At 70.2% G+C, this 24,215-nt stretch carries 25 protein-coding genes; 17 read left to right on the top strand and 8 right to left on the bottom strand.

Annotated features, from left to right (window positions below; genetic code table 11):
* Nucleotides 1-167: 167 nt before the first annotated feature.
* On the bottom strand, nucleotides 168-944 hold the full coding sequence (locus KF708C_RS32270; RefSeq protein ID WP_059415852.1) for an enoyl-CoA hydratase: 777 nt from the start codon (nucleotides 942-944) through the stop codon (nucleotides 168-170).
* Between the two features lie 169 nt (nucleotides 945-1,113).
* Between KF708C_RS32270 and KF708C_RS32275 the strand changes: the two genes are divergently transcribed.
* Nucleotides 1,114-2,463, top strand: a complete 1,350-nt coding sequence (locus KF708C_RS32275) for a sensor histidine kinase (RefSeq protein WP_059415854.1) — start codon at nucleotides 1,114-1,116, stop codon at nucleotides 2,461-2,463.
* Nucleotides 2,464-2,503: 40 nt separating this feature from the next.
* Complete coding sequence (locus KF708C_RS32280; RefSeq protein WP_020201952.1) at nucleotides 2,504-3,163, top strand: response regulator transcription factor; 660 nt, start codon at nucleotides 2,504-2,506, stop codon at nucleotides 3,161-3,163.
* A 49-nt stretch (nucleotides 3,164-3,212) separates the two neighbouring features.
* On the opposite strand, the gene KF708C_RS35250 is transcribed toward KF708C_RS32280, so the two are convergent.
* Together KF708C_RS35250 and KF708C_RS32285 are read right to left on the bottom strand one after the other, a co-directional pair.
* Nucleotides 3,213-3,359: a DUF3563 family protein gene (locus tag KF708C_RS35250; protein ID WP_020201953.1), complete on the bottom strand. Its 147-nt coding sequence runs from the start codon at nucleotides 3,357-3,359 to the stop codon at nucleotides 3,213-3,215.
* A 303-nt stretch (nucleotides 3,360-3,662) separates the two neighbouring features.
* Nucleotides 3,663-4,445 (bottom strand): SDR family NAD(P)-dependent oxidoreductase, encoded by a 783-nt coding sequence (locus tag KF708C_RS32285; RefSeq protein WP_059415856.1) that lies wholly within the window; start codon nucleotides 4,443-4,445, stop codon nucleotides 3,663-3,665.
* Between the two features lie 144 nt (nucleotides 4,446-4,589).
* On the opposite strand from KF708C_RS32285, the gene KF708C_RS32290 reads away from it, so the two are divergent.
* A complete protein-coding gene (locus tag KF708C_RS32290; protein ID WP_020201956.1) occupies nucleotides 4,590-5,504 on the top strand; it encodes an AraC family transcriptional regulator in 915 nt (304 codons plus the stop codon).
* 50 nt (nucleotides 5,505-5,554) lie between these two features.
* Here KF708C_RS32290 and KF708C_RS32295 read toward each other — a convergent pair whose 3' ends face one another.
* The gene (locus tag KF708C_RS32295) at nucleotides 5,555-6,199 is read right to left on the bottom strand and encodes a GntR family transcriptional regulator (protein WP_059415983.1); all 645 of its coding nucleotides are present in this window, start codon (nucleotides 6,197-6,199) and stop codon (nucleotides 5,555-5,557) included.
* Nucleotides 6,200-6,451: 252 nt separating this feature from the next.
* Here KF708C_RS32295 and KF708C_RS32300 point away from each other — a divergent pair, with 252 nt between their 5' ends.
* Nucleotides 6,452-7,651, top strand: a complete 1,200-nt coding sequence (locus KF708C_RS32300; RefSeq protein WP_059415858.1) for an acyl-CoA dehydrogenase family protein — start codon at nucleotides 6,452-6,454, stop codon at nucleotides 7,649-7,651.
* 48 nt (nucleotides 7,652-7,699) lie between these two features.
* Here KF708C_RS32300 and KF708C_RS32305 read toward each other — a convergent pair whose 3' ends face one another.
* A complete protein-coding gene (locus KF708C_RS32305) occupies nucleotides 7,700-9,034 on the bottom strand; it encodes a sensor domain-containing diguanylate cyclase (RefSeq protein WP_059415860.1) in 1,335 nt (444 codons plus the stop codon).
* 391 nt (nucleotides 9,035-9,425) lie between these two features.
* Here KF708C_RS32305 and paaG point away from each other — a divergent pair, with 391 nt between their 5' ends.
* The 3 genes from paaG (at nucleotide 9,426) to paaK (ending at nucleotide 12,142) form a co-directional block, all read left to right on the top strand.
* A complete protein-coding gene (paaG, locus tag KF708C_RS32310; RefSeq protein ID WP_020201960.1) occupies nucleotides 9,426-10,238 on the top strand; it encodes a 2-(1,2-epoxy-1,2-dihydrophenyl)acetyl-CoA isomerase PaaG in 813 nt (270 codons plus the stop codon).
* An 80-nt stretch (nucleotides 10,239-10,318) separates the two neighbouring features.
* Entirely contained in the window at nucleotides 10,319-10,765 is a 447-nt protein-coding gene (paaI, locus tag KF708C_RS32315; RefSeq protein ID WP_059415866.1) for a hydroxyphenylacetyl-CoA thioesterase PaaI, read from the top strand.
* Nucleotides 10,766-10,837: 72 nt separating this feature from the next.
* Nucleotides 10,838-12,142 carry a phenylacetate--CoA ligase PaaK gene (gene paaK / locus KF708C_RS32320; RefSeq protein ID WP_059415870.1) on the top strand — a complete coding sequence of 435 codons (1,305 nt, stop codon included), beginning with the start codon at nucleotides 10,838-10,840 and terminating at the stop codon, nucleotides 12,140-12,142.
* A gap of 31 nt (nucleotides 12,143-12,173) precedes the next feature.
* Here paaK and mltA read toward each other — a convergent pair whose 3' ends face one another.
* Nucleotides 12,174-13,334 (bottom strand): murein transglycosylase A, encoded by a 1,161-nt coding sequence (gene mltA, locus KF708C_RS32325; RefSeq protein WP_020201963.1) that lies wholly within the window; start codon nucleotides 13,332-13,334, stop codon nucleotides 12,174-12,176.
* 88 nt (nucleotides 13,335-13,422) lie between these two features.
* Here mltA and KF708C_RS32330 point away from each other — a divergent pair, with 88 nt between their 5' ends.
* On the top strand, nucleotides 13,423-13,632 hold the full coding sequence (locus KF708C_RS32330; protein WP_059415872.1) for a hypothetical protein: 210 nt from the start codon (nucleotides 13,423-13,425) through the stop codon (nucleotides 13,630-13,632).
* A 59-nt stretch (nucleotides 13,633-13,691) separates the two neighbouring features.
* Here the strand turns inward: KF708C_RS32330 and apaG are convergent, their stop codons facing one another.
* Nucleotides 13,692-14,066 (bottom strand): Co2+/Mg2+ efflux protein ApaG, encoded by a 375-nt coding sequence (apaG, locus tag KF708C_RS32335; protein WP_059415874.1) that lies wholly within the window; start codon nucleotides 14,064-14,066, stop codon nucleotides 13,692-13,694.
* A 177-nt stretch (nucleotides 14,067-14,243) separates the two neighbouring features.
* Here apaG and rpe point away from each other — a divergent pair, with 177 nt between their 5' ends.
* From rpe to KF708C_RS32375, 8 genes are all read left to right on the top strand, one after another.
* Nucleotides 14,244-14,957, top strand: coding sequence for a ribulose-phosphate 3-epimerase (gene rpe / locus KF708C_RS32340; protein WP_020201966.1), 714 nt, complete (start codon nucleotides 14,244-14,246; stop codon nucleotides 14,955-14,957).
* Nucleotides 14,954-15,685, top strand: coding sequence for a phosphoglycolate phosphatase (gene gph / locus KF708C_RS32345; protein WP_020201967.1), 732 nt, complete (start codon nucleotides 14,954-14,956; stop codon nucleotides 15,683-15,685). The genes rpe and gph overlap by 4 nt, the downstream gene beginning before the upstream one ends.
* A 519-nt stretch (nucleotides 15,686-16,204) precedes the next feature.
* Nucleotides 16,205-17,722 (top strand): anthranilate synthase component I, encoded by a 1,518-nt coding sequence (gene trpE / locus KF708C_RS32350; RefSeq protein ID WP_059415877.1) that lies wholly within the window; start codon nucleotides 16,205-16,207, stop codon nucleotides 17,720-17,722.
* 23 nt (nucleotides 17,723-17,745) lie between these two features.
* Nucleotides 17,746-18,315, top strand: a complete 570-nt coding sequence (locus tag KF708C_RS32355; RefSeq protein WP_020201969.1) for an anthranilate synthase component II — start codon at nucleotides 17,746-17,748, stop codon at nucleotides 18,313-18,315.
* 62 nt (nucleotides 18,316-18,377) lie between these two features.
* Nucleotides 18,378-19,415, top strand: coding sequence for an anthranilate phosphoribosyltransferase (gene trpD, locus KF708C_RS32360; RefSeq protein ID WP_043365885.1), 1,038 nt, complete (start codon nucleotides 18,378-18,380; stop codon nucleotides 19,413-19,415).
* Between the two features lie 37 nt (nucleotides 19,416-19,452).
* Nucleotides 19,453-20,256, top strand: a complete 804-nt coding sequence (gene trpC, locus KF708C_RS32365) for an indole-3-glycerol phosphate synthase TrpC (protein WP_059415879.1) — start codon at nucleotides 19,453-19,455, stop codon at nucleotides 20,254-20,256.
* Nucleotides 20,257-20,349: 93 nt separating this feature from the next.
* Nucleotides 20,350-20,988, top strand: a complete 639-nt coding sequence (locus KF708C_RS32370) for a CYTH domain-containing protein (RefSeq protein WP_059415883.1) — start codon at nucleotides 20,350-20,352, stop codon at nucleotides 20,986-20,988.
* 73 nt (nucleotides 20,989-21,061) lie between these two features.
* On the top strand, nucleotides 21,062-21,865 hold the full coding sequence (locus tag KF708C_RS32375) for a uracil-DNA glycosylase (RefSeq protein ID WP_059415886.1): 804 nt from the start codon (nucleotides 21,062-21,064) through the stop codon (nucleotides 21,863-21,865).
* On the opposite strand, the gene KF708C_RS32380 is transcribed toward KF708C_RS32375, so the two are convergent.
* Nucleotides 21,862-22,170 carry an acylphosphatase gene (locus KF708C_RS32380; RefSeq protein ID WP_020423708.1) on the bottom strand — a complete coding sequence of 103 codons (309 nt, stop codon included), beginning with the start codon at nucleotides 22,168-22,170 and terminating at the stop codon, nucleotides 21,862-21,864. The genes KF708C_RS32375 and KF708C_RS32380 overlap by 4 nt on opposite strands.
* Before the next feature lie 248 nt (nucleotides 22,171-22,418).
* On the opposite strand from KF708C_RS32380, the gene KF708C_RS32385 reads away from it, so the two are divergent.
* Nucleotides 22,419-24,173, top strand: a complete 1,755-nt coding sequence (locus KF708C_RS32385; protein ID WP_020201975.1) for an ABC transporter permease — start codon at nucleotides 22,419-22,421, stop codon at nucleotides 24,171-24,173.
* Nucleotides 24,174-24,215 lie beyond the last annotated feature (42 nt).

Consider the following 24,215-nt stretch of genomic DNA (forward strand, 5'->3'; position numbering starts at 1 on the left):
TATTAAGGCCCCAATCGAGCCTTGGCAATCGATTTGTTACGCGAATATGAAGACAAGCCCGAACGGACAAGATCAAGCCATTGATCTTTAAGGGAAATACCGTATTTCCGAAAAACGGAGCGGCAGGAATACCCGATGGAGTTACTCGGGTATTCCCCTATCAAGATTCAGCGATGCTTGAACGCGGGTGCGCGTTTCTCCACAAATGCCGCCATGCCTTCCTTCTGGTCCTCGGTCGCGAAGGTCGAATGGAACAGGCGCCGCTCCAGGTGCACGCCCTCGGACAAGCTGGTCTCGTAGGCGGCGTTGACCGATTCCTTGATCATCATGACCACCGGCAGCGAGAAGCCGGCGATGGTCTCGGCCGCGCCCAGCGCTTCCTCGATCAGCTTGTCGGCGGGCACCACGCGCGACACCAGGCCGGCGCGCTCGGCCTCGGCCGCGTCCATCATGCGCGCGGTCAGGCACAGGTCCATCGCCTTGGCCTTGGACACCGCGCGCGGCAGGCGCTGGGTGCCGCCGGCGCCGGGCATGGTGCCCAGCTTCACTTCCGGCTGGCCGAAGCGGGCGCTGTCCGCCGCGATGATGATGTCGCACATCATCGCCAGCTCGCAGCCACCGCCGAGCGCGTAGCCGGCCACCGCGGCGATCACCGGCTTGCGGATGCGGCGGATGGTTTCCCAGTTGCGCGTGATGTAGTCGCCTTTGTACGCATCCATATAGGAGTACTTGGCCATCATGCCGATGTCGGCGCCAGCGGCAAAGGCGCGCTCGCTGCCGGTGATCACGATGCTGCCGATGGCTTCGTCGGCGTCGAAAGCCGCCAGCGCGGCGCCCAGCTCGTCCATCAGCGCGTCGTTGAGCGCATTGAGCGCCTTGGGACGGTTCAGCGTCACCAGGCCGACGCGCCCGCGGGTTTCGACCAGGATGTTGTCATACGGCATGTCTTCTCCTCCTTGGAAGTGGATCGATGGTGGACCGGTGTCAGTCGTCCGCGAGACGATACCCGCTCTGGCAAGCGCTGGCTATATGGCGCGGGGCCGCCATGCGGCCAGGTTGGCACCCGCCGGCGGCTGAGGCACACTCGCCCCATCGCACCGACCGGAGCCCGCGATGGCCAACCCGTTTGTCGCCAGATCGTTGCACCGCCGCCTCAGCGTGGCGCTCGGCAGTCTCGCGTTGCTGGTCGGCCTGCTGGGGGCGCTCGGCGCCTACCTGGTCGTGCGCAGCCTCGGCAACCAGTTCAACGACGACCTGCAGGAGGCCGCCGCCGCCGTTCGCCGCACCCCGGCCACCCCGCCGACGCTGCCGGGCGGCGCGCCGCTGCCGGCCAAGAACGTGGTGGTGCAGGTGTGGGGCCCCGGCGACGGCGCGCGCCCCGGCCACACCAGCGATCCCGGCGTGACGCTGCCGCGCGCCCGGCCCGGCTTCTCGTCGCTGGAGGCCGGCGGCCAGCTCTGGGATGCGTTCGCCCTGCAGGCCGGCGATGCCTACCTGCAGATCGCCGAGCAGCGCCGCGTGCGCCGCGTCAACGCCTGGCGCGTCGCGCTGTGGGCGGCGCTGCCGGTGGTGGCGCTGCTGCCGCTGCTGGTGCTGATCGTGCACGTCACCGTGCGGCTGTCGCTGCGCCCGCTGGAGCGGCTTGGCCAGCGCGCGGCGCGCGCGGACCTGAACCACCTTCAGCCGCTGGAAGACAAGGAGGCGCCCGACGAGCTGCGCCCCTTCCTCGACTCGATCAACCGCATGATGGACCGGCTGTCGACGCTGATCGAGGCGGAGCGCCGCTTCATCGCCAATGCCGCGCACGAGCTGCGCACGCCGATCACCGCGATGCAGTTGCAGGTGGACAACCTGCGCCAGGCCACGCCGGCCGACCGCGACGGGCGGCTCGACGAGCTGCAGCGCGGCATCCGCCGCACCGCTTCGCTGATCGCGCAGTTGCTGGGCCTGGCGCGCGCCGAGATGGGCGGCGCACAGAACGCCCCGCAGGCGGTGTCGCTGCCACAGGTCGTGACCGATGTCATCGCCGACCTGCTGCCGCTGGCCATCGACTGCGGCGTCGACCTTGGCGCCGAGCGCCTCGACGACATCTCGCTGGTGTGCGCCGAGGCCGACCTGCGCGTGCTGGTCAAGAACCTGATCGACAACGCGATCCGCTACGGCGGCGCGGGCGCGAGTGCGGGTGCGGACGGCGCGGACTGCCGCGTCGACGTCAGCGTGCTGCGCGAGGGCGCCAGCGCCGTGATCGAGGTGGCGGACAACGGCCCCGGCATCCCGCCGGCCGACCGCGCGCGCGTGTTCGACCGCTTTTTCCGCGGCGGCGCCCCCGACGAGGAAGGCAGCGGCCTGGGCCTGGCCATCGCGCAGACGCTGGCGGCCAACCACGGCGGCCGCGTGACGCTGGCGGCGCGCCCGGACGGCGCCTCGGGCGTTGTGGCGCGCATCGTGCTGCCCATACAATAGCCGCGTTAGCCGCGGCGCCGCCCGAGGGAGGATCGTTGCCATGAGAATCCTGCTGATCGAGGACGATCCGCAGATCGGCCAGAGCCTGGTGCATGCGCTGAAGGATGCGTCGTGCAGCGTCGACTGGGTGCGCAACGGCGATCTCGGCCGCTCCGCCATCGCGGACGGCTCCTACACCGCCATCCTGCTCGACCTCGGCCTGCCCGGCATGGACGGCATGGCGCTGCTGCAATGGCTGCGCGGCGACAACAACCCCACGCCGGTCCTCATCATCACCGCGCGCGACGACGTCGACACGCGCGTCGCCGGGCTCGACCTGGGCGCCGACGACTACGTCGTCAAGCCCTTCGAGAGCAAGGAACTGCTGGCCCGCATCCGCGCCGTGGTGCGGCGCAAGTCGGGCTACGCGAGCGCGACCATCGGCCACGGCCGGGTCGTGCTCGACATCAACGCGCGCCAGTTGAGCTTCGACGGCCGCACGGAAAACGTGTCCGCGCGCGAGTACGCGCTGCTGCTGGCGCTGCTCGAGCGGCCCAACGCCATCCTGTCGCGCGAGCAGCTGGAGGAACGGCTGTACGGCTGGGGCGAGGAAGTCGAGAGCAACGCCGTCGACGCCATCATCTACAGCATCCGCCGCAAGTTCGGCAGCACCGTCATCCGCAACGTGCGCGGACTGGGCTGGAGCATCCCGGCCACGTAGCGCGGCGCCGCCGCGCCGGCCAGGGCGCCGGCCTGGCGGCTGGCGGGCGTCAGTAGATGCGCCCGCGGCTATCCATCTCGCGCAGACGGCGGTCGAGTTCGTCGGCATCGTTGGACGAAGCCAGCCAGGCTTCGGTGCGGCGCTGCGCGCTGCGTTCCATCCAGTGGTTCAGCTTGAGCATCAGGGTGTCGAACATGGTGGTCTCCGGTGGGTTTCGAACCGGACCCCGCCGGCGTTCGTTCTGCGCCGCCGGGGTCCGTGCAACCCATGCTAAGCAGCCACAATGAGCCGAAAATGAGCGCGGCCCGCCGGCGCGCGCGCCGGCGGGCGCCCGGACCGGCGCCTCATTCTCTCCTCACTCTGCGCGGCCACAATGCAGTCGTCCCGATGCCGCCAGCGCGCGGCATCGACCAGCAAGGAGAGGATCATGAATGCCATGCGAAAGTATCCGCCCTACGGGGCGTGGCACTACGGCGTCGGCTACTGGCACCGGTGAGCGCTAGATCGCCATGCCGCCCGAGACCTCGATGCGCTGCGCGTTGACCCAGCGGTTGTCGCCGGAGAGCAGCGCGGCGATCATCGGGCCGACGTCGTCCGGCTCGCCGACGCGGCCGAGCGCCGTCATGTCCGCCACGCGCTTGTTCATCTCCGGGTTGTCGCGCACGATGCCGCCGCTGAAGTCGGTGGCGATCGCGCCCGGGGCGACGGTGTTGACGGCGATCCCGCGCGGGCCGAGCTCCTTGGCCATGCAGCGCGTCAGCACCTCGACCGCGCCCTTCATGGCCGCGTAGGCCGCCACGCCGGGGAGCGCCACGCGCGTCAGCCCCGAGGAAATGTTCACGATGCGCCCGCCGTCGTTGATGAGCGGCAGCAGCTTCTGCGTCAGGAAGAACACCCCCTTGAAGTGAATGCGGTAGATGCTGTCCACCTCGTCCTCGGTCGTCTGCGCGAAGGCGTTGTGCAGCGAGGTGCCCGCATTGTTGACGAGGTAGTCGAAGCGCGCGGCGCCCAGGCCGGCCAGCGCCTGCCGGACCGCCTGCACGAAACGGTCGAACGATGCGCTGTCGCCGGCGTCGAGCTGCAGCGCGACGGCGCGGCGCCCCATCGCTTCGGCCTCTGCGCTCACCTGCGCGGCTTCGGCGCGGTTGGCGTGGTAGGTGAAGATCGAATCGACCCCGCGCCGGGCGAGGCTGAGCACCGTATTGCGGCCGATGCCGCGGCTGCCGCCGGTGACGATGGCGATCGGGGCGCGCGCATCGGTGCTGCTGGTGTAGTTGGGCATGGCTGGCTCCTGCAAGTGGTTTGGCGTGGTGACAAGGTAGTCCCGCGCGCGTCCGCGTTGAATGCCGAAACTCGCCTGTTTCTTGCCTAATCCTGCCGAGGTGGCTATAACGGCCGGGAATGCCAGACGCAGCGAGACCCGCACATGCCAGATACCCCGCCCGATGCCCTGCTGGATGCCGTCACCCGCTACACCGACGCGCAGACCGGCGCGAGCCCGTTCGCCACGGCCATCGACGGCCTCACGATCCTGCGCTCGAACCGCGAGAAGCCGCCCAGCCTCCTGATCTTCAAGCCCGCGCTGTGCATCGTCGTGCAGGGCGCGAAATGGACGACCTTCGGCGACAAGCGGTTCGACTACCGCGCGGGGCAGGCGCTGATCGTCAGCGTCGAAGCGCCGGCGTTCGGCCGCGTCGTCGAGGCCAGTCCGGACAAGCCGTATCTCGGCGTGGTCATCGAGTTCGACCTGGCCATCATGCGCGACGTGATGGAAGCGCTGGATGCGCCGCCGCAGGCCAGCGGCGAGGCCCGCTCCGGCGTGTTCGTCACCGACTTCGACGGACCGCTGGCCGACTGCGCGCTGCGCATGGTGCGCCTGCTCGATACGCCGCGCGCCATCCCGATGCTCCACCCGCTGCTCATGCGCGAGATCAGCTACTGGCTGCTGACCGGCCCGCACGGCGGCGAGATCGCGCGGCTGGCGCTGGCCAACAGCCACGCGCAGCGCGTCATCGGCGCCATCCACGCCTTGCGCGAGCGCTTCGCGCAGCCGGTGCGCATCGAGGAGCTGGCGCTGACCGCGCAGATGAGCCCTTCGGCGTTCCACCGGCAGTTCAAGGCGCTGACCTCGATGACGCCGCTGCAATACCAGAAGCAGTTGCGCCTGCTGGAGGCGCGCCGCCTGATGGCGGCCGACGCCGCCAATGTCGAGACCGCGGCGTTCCAGGTCGGCTATGAAAGCCCGTCGCAGTTCAGCCGCGAATACGCGCGCATGTTCGGCTCGCCGCCGCGGCGCGACGTCGCCGCGCTGCGCGAGGAAGCGGCCAGGCACGCCATGTGATCTCGCCGCGGGCACGGCGAAAGCGCGCGGCGCGGCGCCCCGATGCGGGACTAGCCGGGTTGGCCGGCGAGAATCGCCGCGCGCACGTTCTGCACGTGCGCGGCGCCGGCGGCTTCGGCCTCGTCGGGATCGCCCGCGAGCACCGCCGCGGCGATGCGCCGGTAGTCGGCCAGCCGCATTTGCTGCAGCGACGCGAGCCGGTGCTGCGCATGCACGACCGGCATGTGGATGGTCGGGAACAGCCGGCGCAGCTCGCGGTTGCCGCCCATCTCCAGCAGCGTGCGATAGAAATGCCGGCGCGCGCCCGAGAACGCCTCGCCCGGGCGCGTCCGCTCCGCCCGTTCCGCCTTCTCCGCCTTCTCGGCCTTGCCCGCGCCCGCCAGCGCCTGCACCGCGGCGCGCAGGGCCTGCGCGTGCGCGCGGTCGCCGCTGCCGCGCGCGGCGGCGCGCGCGAGCAGGCCGGTCATGCGCTCGGCCACGTCGAGCACGTCGAGCGTGTCCTGCAGGCTCAGGCGCCGGATCACCGCGCCGCGATGGCGCGGCAGCTCGACGATGCCCTCGGCGGCCAGCCGCTGCAGCGCCTCGCGCACGGAGTTGCGGCCCACGCCGAACTGCGTGGCGAGATCCGCTTCCACGAGCCGCTGGCCCGGCACGAAGCTGCCAAGCTCGAGGCCGCCCATGATGCCGAAGAACACCGTGTCGGAGGCGCTCTGGCCGGCGTCGTCCGGCGCGCCGGCGCCGGCGGGAGGGGAGAAGGATGTGGGTGCGGTGGTCACGGGCGCAATTCTAGCGGATCCGGCGGGCGGGCCGGGCCGGTCGCCTTCATTGGCGAGGGATGGCGCAATCCTACAAGATTGTCCTACAATCCTGTGGAAAACCAACCACGAACGGCGGATGCGCCGCCCGACCTGTACGGCCGCCCGATACGCCACAAGGAGATGCCAGCCATGTTCACCGCCTGTCCCACCGAAAGAAGCCGCGAGATCGCCGAGCGCGTCGAGCGCTTCGTGCGCGACGTGGTCGTGCCCTACGAGCAGGATCCGCGCTGCGCCGCGCACGGCCCGTCGGCCGCGCTCGTCGCGGAACTGCGCGGCCTGGCGCGCGCCGCCGGCGTGATGACGCCGCACATCCTGCCCGACGGGTCGCACCTGAGCCAGCGCGAGACCGCGGCCGTGCTCAAGCGCTCGGGCCTGTCGCCGCTCGGGCCGGTCGCGGTCAACACGATGGCGCCCGACGAGGGCAACATGTACCTGCTCGGCAAGGTGGGCACCGCGGCGCAGAAGGCGCGCTTCCTGGCGCCGCTGGTCAGCGGCGAAGCACGCTCGGCGTTCTTCATGACCGAGCCCGCCGAGGACGGCGGCGCCGGGTCGGACCCGTCGATGCTGCAGACCACCGCCGTGCGCGACGGCGATGACTGGATCATCCGCGGCCGCAAGAAGTTCATCACCGGCGCAGAAGGCGCGGCGGTCGGCATCGTGATGGCGCGCACCGGCGAGGGCGAGCACGCGCGCGCCACCATGTTCCTGGTCGACCTGCCGCACCCGGCGATCCGGCTCGAGCGCGTGCTCGACACCATCGACAGCTCGATGCCCGGCGGCCATGCGCAGGTCGTGATCGACGACCTGCGCGTGCCCGCCGGCCAGGTGCTGGGCGAGGCCGACGAAGGCTTCCGCTATGCGCAGGTGCGCCTGTCGCCGGCGCGGCTGTCGCACTGCATGCGCTGGTTCGGCACCGTGACGCGCGCCGACGAGATCGCGCGCGCGTATGCCACCACGCGCAAGGCGTTCGGCAAGCTGCTGATCGACCACGAGGGCGTGGGCTTCATGCTCGCGGAGAACCTGATCGACCTGCAGCAGGCCGCGCTGATGATCGACTGGTGCGCCGGCGTGCTCGACGCCGGCTCGTCCGGCACCGCCGAAAGCTCCATGACGAAGGTGGCGGTGTCCGAGGCGCTCTACCGGGTGGCCGACCGCTGCGTGCAGGTCCTGGGCGGCAACGGCGTGTCGCGCGACACCATCGTCGAGCAGGCGTTCCGCGAGCTGCGCGCGTTCCGCATCTACGACGGCCCGACCGAGGTCCACAAGTGGTCGCTCGCCAGGAAGATCAAGCGCGATACGCTGGAGGCATCGCGGGCAGCGGCCGCATGATCCGGCGCCGCCGCCGGCCCTGATGGCGGCGGCGGCGAGGCACCGCGCCTATCCGACCTCGACGCGATTGCGCCCGGATGCCTTGGCCCGGTAGAGCGCGCGGTCCGCGCGCCGCATCAGCGCGTCGACGTCGGACTCGCCGGACTCGCGCGTGACCACGCCGATGCTGACGGTGAACGGAACCGGCTCCACGCGCCACGCGTGCTCGAAGTCCTGCTGCGCCACGCGCTGGCGCAGCCGCTCCGCGATGCTGCGCGCGAGCCCGGCATCCGCGCCGGGCAGGGCCGCGACGAACTCCTCGCCGCCCCAGCGCGCGAACAGCTTGGACTCGTGCGCGATCGACATGCCGGCCTTCGCCAGCACGCGCAGCACCTCGTCGCCGACGTCGTGGCCGAAGCCGTCGTTGATCTTCTTGAAGAAATCGATGTCGAGAATGAACACCGACACGATGTCGTCGGTGCCGAGCACCTTGTCGACGAAGTCCAGGAACTCGCGGCGGTTCGGCAGGCCGGTCAGGGCATCGGTCACGGCCTGCTTCTTCAGCAGCTCGATCAGCCGGGCGCGGTCGGTGATGTCGCGGATGACCGCGGTGAACTCGGTCACGCCGTCCACGTTGATCTTGGAGATCGAGATTTCGACCGGGATGATGGTGCCGTCGCGATGCCGCCCGTACACGCTGTTGCTCTCGTCCATGCGCGGCGGGCTCAGCGAGCGCAGGCTCATCTGCACCGAGTCCGCGAACTGCCGCACGTGCTGCGGATGGCGCGCGCGGAATTTTTCCGGCAGCAGGGTTTCGATCGGCTGCCCGATCACCTCGGCCGAGGCGTAGCCGAACAGGTTCTCCGCCGCGCGGTTGAACAGCGTGATGTTGCGCTGCTCGTCGATCGTGACGATCGCGTCGTAGGCCGAGTCGACCACCGCGCGAAAGCGCGAGGTGCTGACTTCCAGCTCGTGCGCGAGATGCAGCTTCGCGGTGATGTCGACGCCGGTCACGAGAATCTCGGACACGGCCGCGCCGCCGTCCGCATGCCGGAAGGGTTTCAGCGTGAGGCGCCAGCGCCGCGCGCCTTCGGGGCGGCCGCATGCCTGCTCGGATGCCTGCCCGGGTGCCTGAGGAAATGCCTGCTCGAATTCCTGCGAGGCGCCGAACCGGAAGCATTCCTGGAGTTTCGCGCGGAACCCGGGCTGCGCGCCGCCGGGAAACAGCGCGTCGAACGCGGCGGGAAAAACCGGCATCTCCGCGCGCGCGCCGCCGGTAATCCGGAAGAAGTGGTCGTTGCAGGCGGTGACGGCAAGCTCGCCGCGTGCATCGCGCCCGACGATGGCAACGGCAACCGCGATGCCGTCCTCGAAGTCCTGCGATTGGTTGAGCCGATCGGACATATGTTGCTTTGCGGGAGCCTGCTGTGCGGAAACCCTTCGCGGGCACCGTGAACTTGCCAATTCAAGTATCGTGAGGGCCATTGTTGCATAACCGGCCCCGCCCGATCGGCAGGCCTGCGGCGACCGGTCCCGTAGTGGGGTAAACGAGCCACGCCCGCCGGCAGCCGGGTCGGCAATGCGCGCCGGGGCCAGCGGCGGGTCCGGACCGGAGCGCGCGCTCAAAATGGCGCGCGACCCGCTTCCGCACCGCCGGATAAGTTGCTATCATTTGCCGACCGACTGGTCGGTTAATTTTATCGGGCCTTTTTGTTGGGCCACAACGCCTCCCATATGGAAGAGAGGCCGCGCGCCGGCCAGGACCACCAGCCACCACCCAAGGCAGGAGACAACGATGCCAGACACGCCCCCTCAGGCCAGCCTGACTTCCGGCCCGGTACTGCTCGCCTGGCACGGCCAGGTCGCGGTCATCACGCTCAACCGCCCCGACAAGCTCAATGCCTTCACGCGCGAGATGCACGCCGTGCTCCAGCAGGCGCTCGACCACGTCGAGGCCGGCGGCGCCCGCGCGCTGCTGCTGACCGGCGCGGGCCGCGGCTTCTGCGCCGGGCAGGACCTGGCCGACCTGGACTTCACGCCGGGCGCCATGACCGATCTGGGCGAGCTGATCGACGTCTGGTTCAACCGGCTGGTCCGCCGCCTGCAGAAGCTGCCCCTGCCGGTGGTGGCCGCCGTCAACGGCACCGCCGCGGGCGCTGGCGCCAACCTGGCGCTGGCCTGCGACATGGTGCTGGCGGCGCGCTCGGCCAGCTTCATCCAGGCCTTCGTCAAGATCGGCCTGGTCCCGGATTCGGGCGGCACCTGGCTGCTGCCCAGGCGCGTCGGCATGGCGCGCGCGCTCGGGCTGGCAATGACCGGCGACAAGCTCGGCGCCGACGAGGCCGAGAAATGGGGCCTGATCTGGGAAGTCATGGACGACCCGCTGCTGCCCGAGCAGGCGCTGGCGCTGGCCACGCACCTGGCGGCGCAGCCCACGCGCGCGCTGGCGGCCATCAAGCACGCCATGCATGCCGGCGCGAGCCAGGGGCTCGACGCCCAGCTCGACCTGGAGCGCGACCTGCAGCGCGAGCTCGGCGCCTCGCATGACTACGCGGAGGGCGTGAACGCCTTCCTGGAAAAGCGCGCGCCCCGCTTCACCGGGCGCTAGGCCACTTGCCTCAACGCCCGCTTCAACGCCCGGCGATTGCACGCCTTCCCCACGCCTCCCCGCCCCACCAGGAGACCAGCTTGACCCAGACTCCACAGGCCCTCGCCGAAGCGGCCGCCGCCAGCATGTACGAAGCCGATGCCTGCAGCCGCTGGCTCGGCATCACCCTCGAGGCCGTGCGCCCCGGCTACGCGCGCCTGTCGATGCCGGTGCGGCCCGAATTCCTCAACGGCCACGGCATCTGCCACGGCGGGCTGATGTTCACGCTGGCCGATTCCACCTTCGCCTTCGCCTGCAACAGCCACAACATCAACACGGTGGCGGCCGGCTGCAGCATCGAGTTCCTCAAGCCCGTGCACGGCGGCGACCTGCTCACGGCCGAGGCCACCGAGCAGGTCCTGTCCGGGCGGCACGGCATCTACGACATCCGCGTCACCAACCGCGCCGGCGAGACCGTGGCGATGTTCCGCGGCAAGTCCGCGCAGATCAAGGGCCACGTGGTCGCCCCGCCCGAGCCCGCGCGGTAGGCTTCGCCGCCATACCCCCCCCCCCGCAAAACGCCAGCCGGAAACACAAGCCCCCAACGCGCAGGAGACACCATGAGCACGCGCCTCACAGATCTGCCGCTAGAGCCGATCGAGACCGCCAGCCGCGACGCATTGCAGGCCTTGCAGCTCGAGCGCCTGAAATGGTCGCTCGACCACGCCTACCGGAACTCGCCGGTCTACCGCCGCAAGTTCGACGCCGCCGGCGTGCACCCGGACCAGCTGCGCTCGCTGGCCGACCTCGCCCGCTTTCCGTTCACCGCCAAGCAGGACCTGCGCGACAACTATCCGTTCGGCATGTTCGCCGTGCCGCAGGACCGCATCGCGCGCATCCACGCCTCGTCGGGCACCACCGGCAAGCCCACGGTGGTGGGCTACACCCTCAACGACATCGACAACTGGGCCACCGTGGTGGCGCGCTCGGTGCGCGCGGCCGGCGCGCGGCGCGGCGACAAGGTGCACATCAGCTACGGCTACGGCCTGTTTACCGGCGGCCTCGGCGCGCACTACGGCGTGGAGAAGGCCGGCCTCACCGCGATCCCGTTCGGCGGCGGCCAGACCGAGCGCCAGGTGCAGCTGATCCAGGACTTCAAACCCGAGGTCATCATGGTCACGCCGAGCTACATGCTGGCAATCGCCGACGAGTTCGAGCGCCAGGGCATCGACCCGGCCTCCACCTCGCTGCGCGTGGGCATCTTCGGCGCCGAGCCGTGGACGCCCGAGATGCGCGTGGCCATCGAGAAGCGCCTGGGCATCTCGGCGGTGGACATCTACGGGCTGTCGGAAGTGATGGGGCCGGGCGTGGCCAGCGAATGCGCCGAGACCAAGGACGGCCCGACCATCTGGGAGGATCATTTCTACCCGGAGGTGATCGACCCGGACACCGGCGAGGTGCTGCCCGACGGCGAATTCGGCGAGCTGGTCTTCACCACGCTGAGCAAGGAAGCGCTGCCCATCGTGCGCTACCGCACGCGCGACCTGACCCGCCTGCTGCCCGGCAGCGCGCGCGCCGCGTTCCGCCGCATGGAGAAGGTCACGGGCCGCTCGGACGACATGATGATCATCCGCGGCGTCAACGTGTTCCCCTCGCAGATCGAGGAGCTGATCCTCAGGCACGCCGAGCTGGCGCCGCACTACCAGTGCGTGCTGACCAAGGATGGCCATCTCGACGTGCTGACCGTGCGCGTGGAGTGCGCGCACGGCGTGGACCCGGCCGGCACGCGGCAGGCCAGCGCAAAGCTGACCTACGACATCAAGGCCTACATCGGCGTGACCGTCGGCATCGAGATCCTGCCCGCCGGCGGCGTCGAGCGCTCGGTCGGCAAGGCGCGCCGCATCGTCGACCAGCGCCCGCGCTGAGCGGACGCACCGCCGGCGCCATTGCTCCGGCCTAGCTGCGCGGCATCAGCACCCACATGCGGCCGCCTTGCTTCATGCGGCCGGCGGCCTCGCCGGCCGCGTCGCCGGCGCCCCAGAAGAAGTCGGCGCGCACCCCGCCCTTGATGGCCGAGCCGGTGTCCTGCGCGAACATCAGGCGCTGGATCGGCTCGGCCGACAGCGGCCGCGTGGTGGACAGGAACACCGGCACGCCGAGCGGAATGGTGGCCGGATCGACCGCGATCGAGCGCTCCGCGGTCAGCGGCACGCCGAGCGCGCCGACCGGGCCTTCGTTGGTCGGCGGCAGCTCGCGGAAGAACACGAAGCGCGGATTGACGTTGAGCATCTCGTCCACGCGGCCCGGATTGGAGCGCGCCCAGCCCTTGATGCCCTGCATGGTGGCCTGCGCCGGCGTGATCTCGCCGCGGTCCAGCAGCCACTTGCCGAACGAGCGGAACGGCTGGTCGTTGGTGCCGCCGAAGCCCACCCGCATCGTGGTGCCGTCCTGCAGGCGGATGCGGCCCGAGCCCTGGATCTGCAGGAACGCGGCTTCCACGGCGTCGTCCACCCACACCAGCTCGTGGCCGCGCAGCGCCGGGTTCTGCAGCAGCTCGCCGCGCGCCGGCAGCGGCCGGCTGCCCCACTGGGCCGGCTTGCGGTAGAGCGGAATCTGGTACTGGCCCTGGCGCGTGCGCGAGCCGTGCAGGATCGGCTCGTAGTAGCCGGTGATCAGGCCGCTGTCGGTGCCGTCGCCGTTGACCACGCGGTACGGCTGGAAGTTGGATTCGAAGTAGGCGCGCATGGCGCCCAGGTCGCCGGCGTCGACCATCAGGCCGATCGCGCAGACGCGGTTCCATTCGGCGCGCTTCTTGAGCGCCTGGCAGCTGGCCTGCAGCGCCGGCCACGCGGCGCGCACGTCGTCCTGGCTCCAGCCGCCGATCTCGGCCCAACTGGCGGCCTGCAACTGGCCCTTCTGGCCGGAGGCGGCCGGCGGCACCCCGGGGCGCGCGCCGCCGGGCCCCTCGACACGCGGCGGCGGCCCGCTCATGCAGCCGGCCAGCAGCGTCGCCGCCGCGGCCAGCGCGAGCCAGCCGGCGCGCCGCGCGCGCGCGGCGCCGGACACGGGCGCCGGCAGGAAAAAGGAGAAACGGGGAAAGGAATCCGGATAAGCCATCTTGATTGGGTAAGAACTCGGAACCGCGAGGACGGCCGCATCTGCCGATGCCCTACAATGCCCAGCGTCGCCTCCAAGTGATCCTGCCATGAGCCAGTTTTTCGAAGCCCATCCCATGCTGCTGTTCGCCCTCGAGGCCGGCGTGGCGCTCTTCCTGCTGATCTTCATCGTGGTCTGGACGATGGGCACGGCGAAAAAGAACCCGCGCCCCACCCGCGCGCCCGACGATCATCCCTCGCGCGCGGCCCAGGACGGCAGCGCCGCCCGCCAGGATCAGGACAGCGCGCCGGGGCACTAGGTTCCTCGCCACATTCGTATCACATCGGCATCACATCGGCACCGCGCCGGCACCGGCCATCAGTGGAGCATGCGCGGCAGCACCAGCGCGAACTCCGGAATCGGCACCTCGAAGCGGTGGCCGTCCTCGGCCACGCAGAAATATTCGCCCTTCATCGAGCCGATCGGCGTCGAGATGGTGGCCCAGCTGGTGTATTCGAAGTGCTCGCCCGGCTTGAGCAGCGGCTGGTGGCCCACCACGCCGAGGCCGGCCACCTCCTGCGTGCCGTTGTCGCTGTCGATGATGACCCAGTGGCGCGAGATGAGCTGCGCGGCCACCTCGCCGGTATTGTGGATGGTGATGGTGTAGGCGAAGGCATGGCGCCCGCGCTCGGGGTCGGACTGGTCGGCCAGGTACTGGGTACGCACGGCCACGGAAAACGCGTATTCGCTCATTGTCGGCACATCGCGGCAGGATAGGGTAGCCGCATTGTGCGGCAACGCCGGGGGTGCGGCAAGCCGCGCGCCCGGGCGCGGCGCGTCCGGCATGGCGGCCTTGCCCCGCCCGGGAAGGGTAAAATACCGGACTTCGCGCTGGATTTGCGCTGAACGCACCCCCACGAGCCCGCCGCCATGAGCACCGCCGACTACCGCATCGCCCCCTCCATCCTGTCCGCCGACTTCGCCCGCCTGGGCGAAGAAGTCAAGCGCGTGACCGCGGACGGCGCCGACTGGATCCACTTCGACGTGATGGACAACCATTACGTGCCGAACCTGACCGTGGGCCCGCTGGTGTGCGAGGCGATCCGCCCGCACGTGACGGCGCCGATCGACGTGCACCTGATGGTGCGCCCGGTGGACCGCATCGTGCCGGACTTCGCCAAGGCCGGCGCCAACATCATCACCTTCCACCCGGAAGCCAGCGAGCACGTCGACCGCACGCTCGCGCTGATCCGCGACCACGGCTGCCAGGCCGGGCTGGTGTTCAACCCGGCCACGCCGCTGAACCACCTCGACCACGTCATGGACCGCCTCGACGTGATCCTGCTGATGTCGGTCAACCCGGGCTTCGGCGGCCAGTCCTTCATCCCCGAGACGCTCAACAAGCTGCGCGCCGCGCGCCAGCGCATCGACGCCTACGCCGAGCGCACCGGCCGGCGCATCCTGCTGGAGGTGGACGGCGGCGTGAAGGTGGACAACATCGCCGAGATCGCCGCGGCCGGCGCCGACACCTTCGTGGCCGGCTCGGCCGTGTTCGGCAAGCCGGATGCCGACGGCGGCTACAAGGGCGTGCTGGCGGCGCTGCGCGCCGAGCTGGCCAAGGCAGCCAAGGCGGGCCGGCAATGAGCACGGCCCGGCTCAAGCGCACCGACTGGCGCGGCATCCGCGGCGTCATCGTCGACCTGGACGGCACGATGGTCGACACCGCCGGCGACTTCCACGCCGCGGTCAACGCCATGCTGGCCGCGCTGGCGCATCTGCACCCGCATCTCGGGCCGCTGGCGCCGCTGGCGCGCGAGCAGATCGTCAGCTTCGTCGGCAAGGGCTCGGAAAACCTGATCCGGCGCGTGCTCGACGCGCGCCTCTCGCCGGCCCACGCCAACGGCATGTTCGCCGACGCGCTGGCGCTGTACGACCGCGAGTACATCCACATCAACGGCCAGTTCTCGCACGTCTACCCCGGCGTGGCCGAAGGGCTGGCCGCGCTCAAGGGCGCCGGCCTGCGCCTGGCCTGCGTCACCAACAAGCCGCACAACTTCACCGAGCCGCTGCTCGCCAGGACCGGCCTGGCGCGCTTCTTCGAGCTGGTCTACGGCGGCGACGCCTTCGCCCTGCGCAAGCCCGATCCGCTGCCGCTGCTCAAGGTGGCCGAGGCGTTCCGGCTGGAAGCAGCCGAGATGGCCGCCATCGGCGACTCGGAAAACGACGCCCGCGCCGCGCGCGCGGCCGGCATGGGCGTGCTGCTGGTGCCTTACGGCTACAACCACGGCAACCCTGTACAAGGCGTCGACGCCGATGGTATAGTCGATTCCATTGCCCAGGCGGCTGAGGTGCTTGCGTCACATTGCAGATAAAGCGATTGGCGGATCGGGCACCGGCGGCAAGAGCCAGGCAAGCCTCCAGCGGCGCCGGACACGACCCAACGGTTTTCTCCGGACCGCCGCATCCAAACCGTAAATCGCTGAACACGATTTCATGTTTCTGAACCGCAAGCGCATCTCTTCTGGCAGTGATCGGCAGGCCTGGCCCTGGCGTCGCTGGCGTGCCTTCCAACAGGCGTAAAGTGCGTTCGCGAGTCTCCTGACCGCCCCCGTCTTCCCGGATCTGCTGCATCGTCGATGCACTAACATGGAACGGGGCCGGCCAGACCGGCAGGTTGCCGGACCTTCACAGTATTCCCAGCCGCCCGACATCCCAGGCCCCGCGCCTGCTGTCCCCCGAACGCGCTGCACGCCCACCCCGGCCGTGCGCGGACGCTTGTTCCGCGCCAGGTCCTTCCCCGGGGCGGGTCTGACGACCTTCCAGCCCCAAGTTGCCGACATCGCGGCGAGCGCACAGCCCAGGGCACCGCGCCGCCGCACAAGAGGATCGACATGACCGAACTGGAATTCAAATCGCTGGCCGAGCAGGGCTACAACCGCATCCCGCTGATCGCGGAGGCGTTCGCCGACCTGGAAACGCCGCTCTCGCTCTACCTCAAGCTGGCGCAGTCGCAGACGCGCGGGGTCAACACCTTCCTGCTCGAATCGGTGGTGGGCGGCGAGCGCTTCGGCCGCTACTCCTTCATCGGCCTGCACGCGCGCACGCTGCTGCGCGCGCACGGCATGCGCACCGAAGTCGTGACCGACGGCCACGTGGTGGAAACCCACGAAGGCAACCCGCTCGACTTCATCGCCGCCTTCGAGCAGCGCTTCAAGGTGGCGCTGCGCCCCGGCCTGCCGCGCTTCTGCGGCGGCCTGGCCGGCTACTTCGGCTACGACGCGGTGCGCTACATCGAGAAAAAGCTGGCCGCCACGCAGAAGCCGGACGACCTCAACCTGCCCGACATCCAGTTGCTGCTGTGCGAGGAGCTGGCCGTGATCGACAACCTGTCCGGCAAGCTCTACCTGATCGTCTACGCCGACCCGACCACGCCCGAGGCCTACGCCCGCGCGCGCCAGCGCCTGCGCGAGCTGCGCATGAAGCTGCGCCAGCCGGTGGACGTGCCGGTCACGAGCCCGTCGGTGCAGACCGAGGTGTTCCGCGAGTTCGACAAGGCCGACTACCTCGCCGCCGTGCACAAGGCCAAGGAATACATCATGGCCGGCGACATGATGCAGGTGCAGATCGGCCAGCGCCTGGTCAAGCCGTACCGCGACGCGCCGCTGTCGCTGTACCGCGCGCTGCGCTCGCTCAATCCGTCGCCGTACATGTACTTCTACAACTTCGGCGACTTCCAGATCGTGGGCGCCTCGCCCGAGATCCTGGTGCGCCAGGAAACCCGCCGCAGCGGCAGCAACGGCGACCAGCGCGAAGACCACATCGTCACCATCCGCCCGCTGGCCGGCACGCGCCCGCGCGGCAACACGCCGGAGAAGGACGCGCAGCTCGCCACCGAGCTGCTCGGCGACCCGAAGGAGATCGCCGAGCACGTGATGCTGATCGACCTCGCGCGCAACGACATCGGCCGCATCGCCGAGATCGGCTCGGTCAAGGTCACGGACCAGATGGTGATCGAGAAATACTCGCACGTGCAGCACATCGTCAGCTCGGTCGAAGGCACGCTCAAGCCCGGCATGAGCAACCTCGACGTGCTGCGCGCCACCTTCCCGGCCGGCACGCTGTCGGGCGCGCCCAAGGTGCACGCGATGGAGATCATCGACGAGCTCGAGCCGCGCAAGCGCGGCATCTACGGCGGCGCGGTGGGCTACCTGTCGTTCGGCGGCGAGATGGACCTGGCCATCGCCATCCGCACCGGCATCGTCAAGGACGGCAACCTGTACGTGCAGGCCGCCGCCGGCATCGTCGCCGACTCCGACCCCGAAGCCGAATGGAGGGAAACCGAAGCCAAGGCGCGCGCCGTGATCCGCGCCGCCGAGCAGGTCCAGGACGGCCTGGACTCGGACATCTGAACGCCAGGGAACAGGGAACCGCCATGCTGCTGATGATCGACAACTACGATTCGTTTACCTACAACCTCGTCCAATACTTCGGCGAACTCGGCGCCGACGTGCGCACCTACCGCAACGACGAGATCACCATCGAGGAGATCGAGGCCCTCAAGCCCGACCACATCTGCGTCTCGCCCGGGCCGTGCAGCCCCAAGGAAGCCGGCATCTCGGTGGCGGTGCTGCAGCACTTCGCCGGCAAGGTGCCGCTGCTGGGCGTGTGCCTGGGCCACCAGGCCATCGGCGAGGCCTTCGGCGGCGAGGTGATCCGCGCCAAGCAGGTCATGCACGGCAAGGTCAGCCGCATCGAGACCACGCAGGAAGGCGTGTTCGCCGGCCTGCCCCGGCACTTCGACGTGACGCGCTATCATTCGCTGGCGATCGAGCGCGAGACGCTGCCGGCCTGCCTGGAAGTGACGGCGTGGACGCCGGACGGCGAGATCATGGGCGTGCGCCACAAGGAGTTCGACATCGAGGGCGTGCAGTTCCACCCCGAGTCGATCCTGTCCGAGCACGGCCACGCGCTGCTGGCCAACTTCCTCAAGGCGCGCCGATGAGGCGGCTCGACACCCCCATCGCCACCGCGCCCGCGCCTGCCCACGACACGAACGAGACCGCCATGTCCATCACGCCACAGGAAGCCCTCACCCGCTGCATCGAACACCGCGAGATCTTCCATGACGAAATGCTGCACCTGATGCGGCAGATCATGCAGGCGCAGATCTCCCCGGTGATGGCCGCGGCCATCCTGACCGGGCTGCGCGTGAAGAAGGAAACCATCGGCGAGATCTCGGCCGCGGCGCAGGTGATGCGCGAGTTCGCCAACAAGGTGCCGCTGGGTTCAATCAAGGACCGCGAGAACTTCGTCGACATCGTCGGCACCGGCGGCGACGGCTCGCACACCTTCAATATCAGCACCGCCTCGATGTTCGTCGCGGCCGCGGCCGGCGCGCGCATCGCCAAGCACGGCAACCGCGGCGTGAGCTCCAAGTCGGGCAGCGCCGACGTGCTGGAGGCGCTCGGCGTCAACATCATGCTCACGCCCGAGCAGGTCGGCCAGTGCATCGAGCAGACCGGCATCGGCTTCATGTTCGCGCCCACCCACCACCCGGCCATGAAGAACGTGGCGCCGATCCGCAAGGAAATGGGCGTGCGCACCATCTTCAACATCCTCGGCCCGCTCACCAACCCGGCCGACGCGCCCAACATCCTGATGGGCGTGTTCCACCCCGACCTGGTCGGCATCCAGGTGCGCGTGATGCAGCGCCTGGGCGCCAAGCACGCGCTGGTGGTGTACGGCAAGGACGGCATGGACGAGGTCTCGCTCGGCGCCGCCACGCTGGTCGGCGAGCTCAAGGACGGCGAGGTGCGCGAGTACGAGATCCACCCCGAGGACTTCGGCCTGTCGATGATCTCCAACCGCGGCCTCAAGGTGGCCGACGCCATCGAATCGAAGGCAATGCTGCTCGAAGCGCTGACCGACGTGCCCGGCACGCCGCGCGAGATCGTCGCGCTCAATGCCGGCACCGCGCTGTACGCCGCCAACGTGGCCGGCTCGATCGAGGACGGCATCCGCCGCGCGCGCGAGGCCATCGCCAGCGGCGCCGCGCGCGGGAAGCTCGACCAGTTCGTGCGCGCCACGCAGCAGTTCAAGTAATCCGCACCGCGCGCCGCGCACCGCAAGAGAAACCCGCATGTCCGACATCCTGAACAAGATCCTGGCCGTCAAGGCCGACGAGGTCAGCGCCGCGCGCAAGAAGCGCGACCTGCCCAGCCTGCGCGCCGAGGCCGAGAGCCTGCGCGCCGAGCCCGGCCTGGCGCCGCGCGGCTTCGAGCGCGCGCTGCGCGAGAAGATCGCCGCCGGCCACGCCGGCGTGATCGCCGAGGTGAAGAAGGCCTCGCCGTCCAAGGGCGTGCTGCGCGAGCACTTCGTGCCCGAGGCGATCGCCGAGAGCTACGCCAGCCACGGCGCGGCCTGCCTGTCGGTGCTGACCGACGTGAATTTCTTCCAGGGCCATCCCGACTTCCTCAGGCGCGCGCGCGGCGCCTGCCCGCTGCCCGCGCTGCGCAAGGACTTCATGATCGACCTGTACCAGGTCTATGAAGCGCGCACCTGGGGCGCCGACGCCATCCTGCTGATCGTCTCCGCGCTCGACCCCGGCCTGATGGCCGAGCTCGAAGCCTGCGCCCACGAGCTCGGCATGGACGTGCTGGTGGAAGTGCACGGCGGCGAGGAGCTCGACGCCGCGCTGCGCCTGAAGACGCCGCTGCTCGGCGTGAACAACCGCAACCTGCGCACCTTCGAGGTCTCGCTCGACAACACGCTGGACCTGCTGCCGCGCATTCCGGCCGAACGGCTGGTGGTGACCGAGTCCGGCATCCTCGGCCCGGCCGACGTGCAGCGCATGCGCGATGCCGACGTGCACGCGTTCCTGGTCGGCGAGGCGTTCATGCGCGCGCCCGAGCCGGGCGTGGAGCTGGCGCGCCTGTTCGCCTGACCCGGCCGGCATCGTCCGGCCGCGTCGCCCGACCGCACGCCCGCACGCCCAATCGCACGCACACCCGCACACCCACCGGAGCCGCACACCGACATGGCCCAGGAAATCGAACTCAAGCTGGCGGTGCCCGACGGCGCCATGCCCGCGCTGGCGGCATGGCTGGACGCGCACGGCGAGGCGCGCGGCGAGCACACGCTGCTCAACGTCTACCTCGACACCCCCGCGCGCGACCTGGCCCGCGCGCGCGCCGCGCTGCGGCTGCGCCGCCGCGGCGCGCAGTGGCTGCAGACGCTCAAGACCGCCGGCAGGAGCGAGGCGGGGCTGGCCGCCCGCAACGAGTGGGAAACCGCGACCGCCGCCGAGGCTATCGAGCTCGGCGCCTTTCCGCCCGAGGCGCGCGAGCTGCTCGCGCCGCTGGCCGCCGCGCTGGCGCCGGTGTTCCGCACCGACTTCACGCGCCGCACCTGGCTGGTCGAGCAGGACGGCGCGCGCATCGAGGCCGCGCTCGACGTGGGCGAGATCACGGTGCCCGGCGCCGGCGCGCGCGACGCCATCCACGAACTCGAGCTGGAATGGCTGCCCGGCAAGGACGGCCAGGGCCCGGCGCAGGCCGCCGCCGAAGCCGCGCTGCGCGCGCTGGCGCGGCGCCTGCAGAACGTGGCGCCGCTCAAGCCTTCCGACCAGAGCAAGGCCGCGCGCGGCTACCGGCTCGCGGGCACGGCCGACGCCTGACGCGCCCTCGCCGAACCTTTCCCTGATCCCTTTCCCTGATCCCTTTCCCGATCCCTTTCCCGCAGGCATCCGCATGAGCAAACCCACGAGCGCGCAGGCCGACCTGTTCGCCCCGGCCGCCACCAAGGCGCCCCCGCCCGCCGACGGCCTGGACGCCCAGGCCGCCGCGCTGCCCGCCGCCTGGCGCGAGCTGCTCGCGCCCTGCATGCACGGCGAAGGCTGGCGGGAACTCGCCGCCTTCGTCGACGGCGAGCGCGCCGCCGGCAAGCCGGTGTTCCCGCGCGACGTCTTCCACGCGCTGCACCTCACCCCGCCCGAAACGGTCAAGGTGGTGATCCTCGGCCAGGACCCGTACCACGGCACCGGCACGGTAGGCGGCCACGAGATCCCGCAGGCGCACGGCCTGGCCTTCTCGGTGCCGGACGGCGTGCGCGTGCCGCCGAGCCTGCGCAACATCTTCAAGGAAATCGCCGCCGAGTACGGCGACAACGCGGCGCCGCCCGCCTCCGGCAACCTGGAAGGCTGGGCGCGCCAGGGCGTGCTGCTGCTCAACACCGTGCTGACGGTGGAGCAAGGCCAGGCCGCCAGCCACGCCCGGCGCGGCTGGGAAGCGGTGACGGACTGCCTGATCCGGGCCCTGTCCGCGGCCCGCCCCAACCTGGTCTTCCTGCTGTGGGGCAGCCACGCGCAGGCCAAGAAGCCGCTGCTGGCGGGCACGCACTACGTGCTCGAAGCGCCGCATCCGTCGCCTCTGTCCGCGCATCGCGGCTTTCTCGGCTGCGGCCACTTCAAGCTGGCCAACGCGTGGCTGGAGCGGCACGGCATGGCGCCGGTCGACTGGCGCGCGAGCCACGCTCATCAGGCCCCCGCGCGCTAGACCGTCGGCAGGCAGTCGAAGCTGTCGAACACGCCCGCGCCGGCTTCCACCCGCAGGCCATCGACCTGCGCGGCCGGCGGCCCGCCGCGCATCCACTCGCGCAGCGCCGCGAGCCGCTCGGGCGGGCCGTAGGCCATCACCTCCACCGAGCCGTCGCGCCGGTTGCGCACCCAGCCGCCCAGCCCCAGCGCGCGCGCCCGGTCCTCGCACGCGGCGCGGTAGCCCACGCCCTGCACGCGCCCCGTGACCACGAGGTGCCACGTTGTCGGCCGATGCGCCCACTGGGGTCCCGTCTGCTGTTCCATCTGCTTTCTCCACGCCGCCGCATGAAACGGCCTTGCCATGCGATATAGGTAAACTAGGTGGCTACCCTAAGCGTTACCAGTATGGGCAGGCCGCTTGAGGTAACGCCGACAGCACAGCGACGCGCCGGCACCCGGCCGGCGCCCCTCCGGAATCCACGCACGGCCCCCGCCCCGCACGCCGATCCATCCAGGCCCCGGGCCACCCGGTCCCGCCGGGCAACCGCAGCCACCGAACTTCAGCCAAGACAATGCAGCAAGCCGAACACGACAAGGCCAGCGCGCGCACCTCCCCTGGCTACGTCAGCCAGTTGCTGACCGCGCCGCCGAACCGCTTCGACCTGGCGTTGCTGCCGATCATCCTGGCGGCGATCGTGCTGGTGGCCTTCGCCGCGCGGCAGATGGACGTGCCCTACCGGCCCGGCGAGCCGCTGGACGTGCATCTCGACATCGCCTACCTGCCGTACTACCTGCTGCGCACCAGCATCCGCATGCTGCTGGCGCTGGCGGCGTCGCTGCTGTTCTCGTTCGCCTTCGCCGCGCTGGCCTCGAAGAACCGCACGGCCGAGAAGGTCATGGTACCGGCGCTGGACATCCTGCAGTCGATCCCCGTGCTGGGTTTCCTGTCGATCACCGTGACCGGCTTCATCGCGCTGTTCCCGGGCAGCCTGGTCGGGGTGGAATGCGCGGCCATCTTCGCCATCTTCACCTCGCAGGCGTGGAACATGGCGTTCAGCCTGTACCAGTCGATCCGCACCATCCCCAGCGACCTGGTGGAGGCCGCGGCCATGTTCCGGCTGTCCGCGTGGCAGAAGTTCTGGCGCCTCGAAGTGCCGTTCGCCATGCCGGGGCTGCTGTGGAACATGATGATGTCGATGTCCGGCGGCTGGTTCTTCGTGGTGGCGTCCGAGGCGATCTCGGTGTCCGGCAACGACATCAAGCTGCCCGGCATCGGCTCCTACATCTCGCTGGCCATCCAGCAGCAGAACCTCGCCGCGATCGGCTGGGCCATCCTGGCCATGCTGGTCGGCATCGTGCTCTATGACCAGCTGCTGTTCCGCCCGCTGATCGCCTGGGCCGACCGCTTCCGCTTCGAGACCCTGGCGCAGGAGAACGAGCCGCAATCGTGGCTGCTCAACCTGCTGCGCCGCTCGGAGTGGGTCAGCCTGCTGCTGGCGCGCACCGCCGCGCTGGCCGAGCGCACGCTGGCCTGGGGCTCGGGGCGCAAGGCCACCGCGTCGCGCGGCGGCGACGCCCGGCGCGCGCTGTGGATCGAGCGCGCCGGCACCATCGTGATCACGCTCGTCGCGGTGGCGGCGCTGTACCGCGTGATGCACTTCGTGCGCACCGAGGTGGGCTGGGCCGAAGTGGGCCACGTGCTGTGGCTCGGCCTGCTGACGATGGTACGCGTGGTGGTGCTGATCTTCCTGGCCGCGCTGATCTGGGTGCCGATCGGCATCCGCATCGGGCTCAACCCGGCGGCGGCGCGCATCGCCCAGCCGGTGGCGCAGTTCCTGGCGGCCTTCCCGGCCAACCTGATGTTCCCGCTGGTGGTCATGCTGATCGTGCGCTTCGGCCTGAACCCGGAGATCTGGCTCAGCCCGCTGATGATTTTCGGCACGCAGTGGTACATCCTGTTCAATGTGATCGCCGGCGCCTCTGGCATTCCCACCGAGCTCAAGCTGGCCGCGCGCAACTTCGGCCTGCGCGGCTGGCTGATGTGGAAGCGCTTCCTGGTGCCGGCGGTGTTCCCCAGCCTGCTGACCGGGCTGGTGACGGCGGCCGGCGGCTCGTGGAACGCCAGCATCGTGTCCGAATACGTGACCTGGGGCGACCGCACGCTGGTGGCCACGGGCCTGGGCAGCTACATCGCGGAGATGACCGCCAAGGGCGACTTTCCCCGCATCGCGCTGGGCATCGGCGTGATGGCGGTGTTCGTGGTGGGCTTCAACCGCCTGCTGTGGAACCGCCTCTACCTGCTGGCGCAGGAACGCACCCGTCTTTGATTGCGCTTTGACCCGATCTTTCAGCACCCGCACCGGAATTCC

The sequence above is a fragment of the Cupriavidus basilensis genome (genome assembly GCF_000876015.1).
Classification (GTDB): Bacteria; Pseudomonadota; Gammaproteobacteria; order Burkholderiales; family Burkholderiaceae; genus Cupriavidus; species Cupriavidus basilensis_B.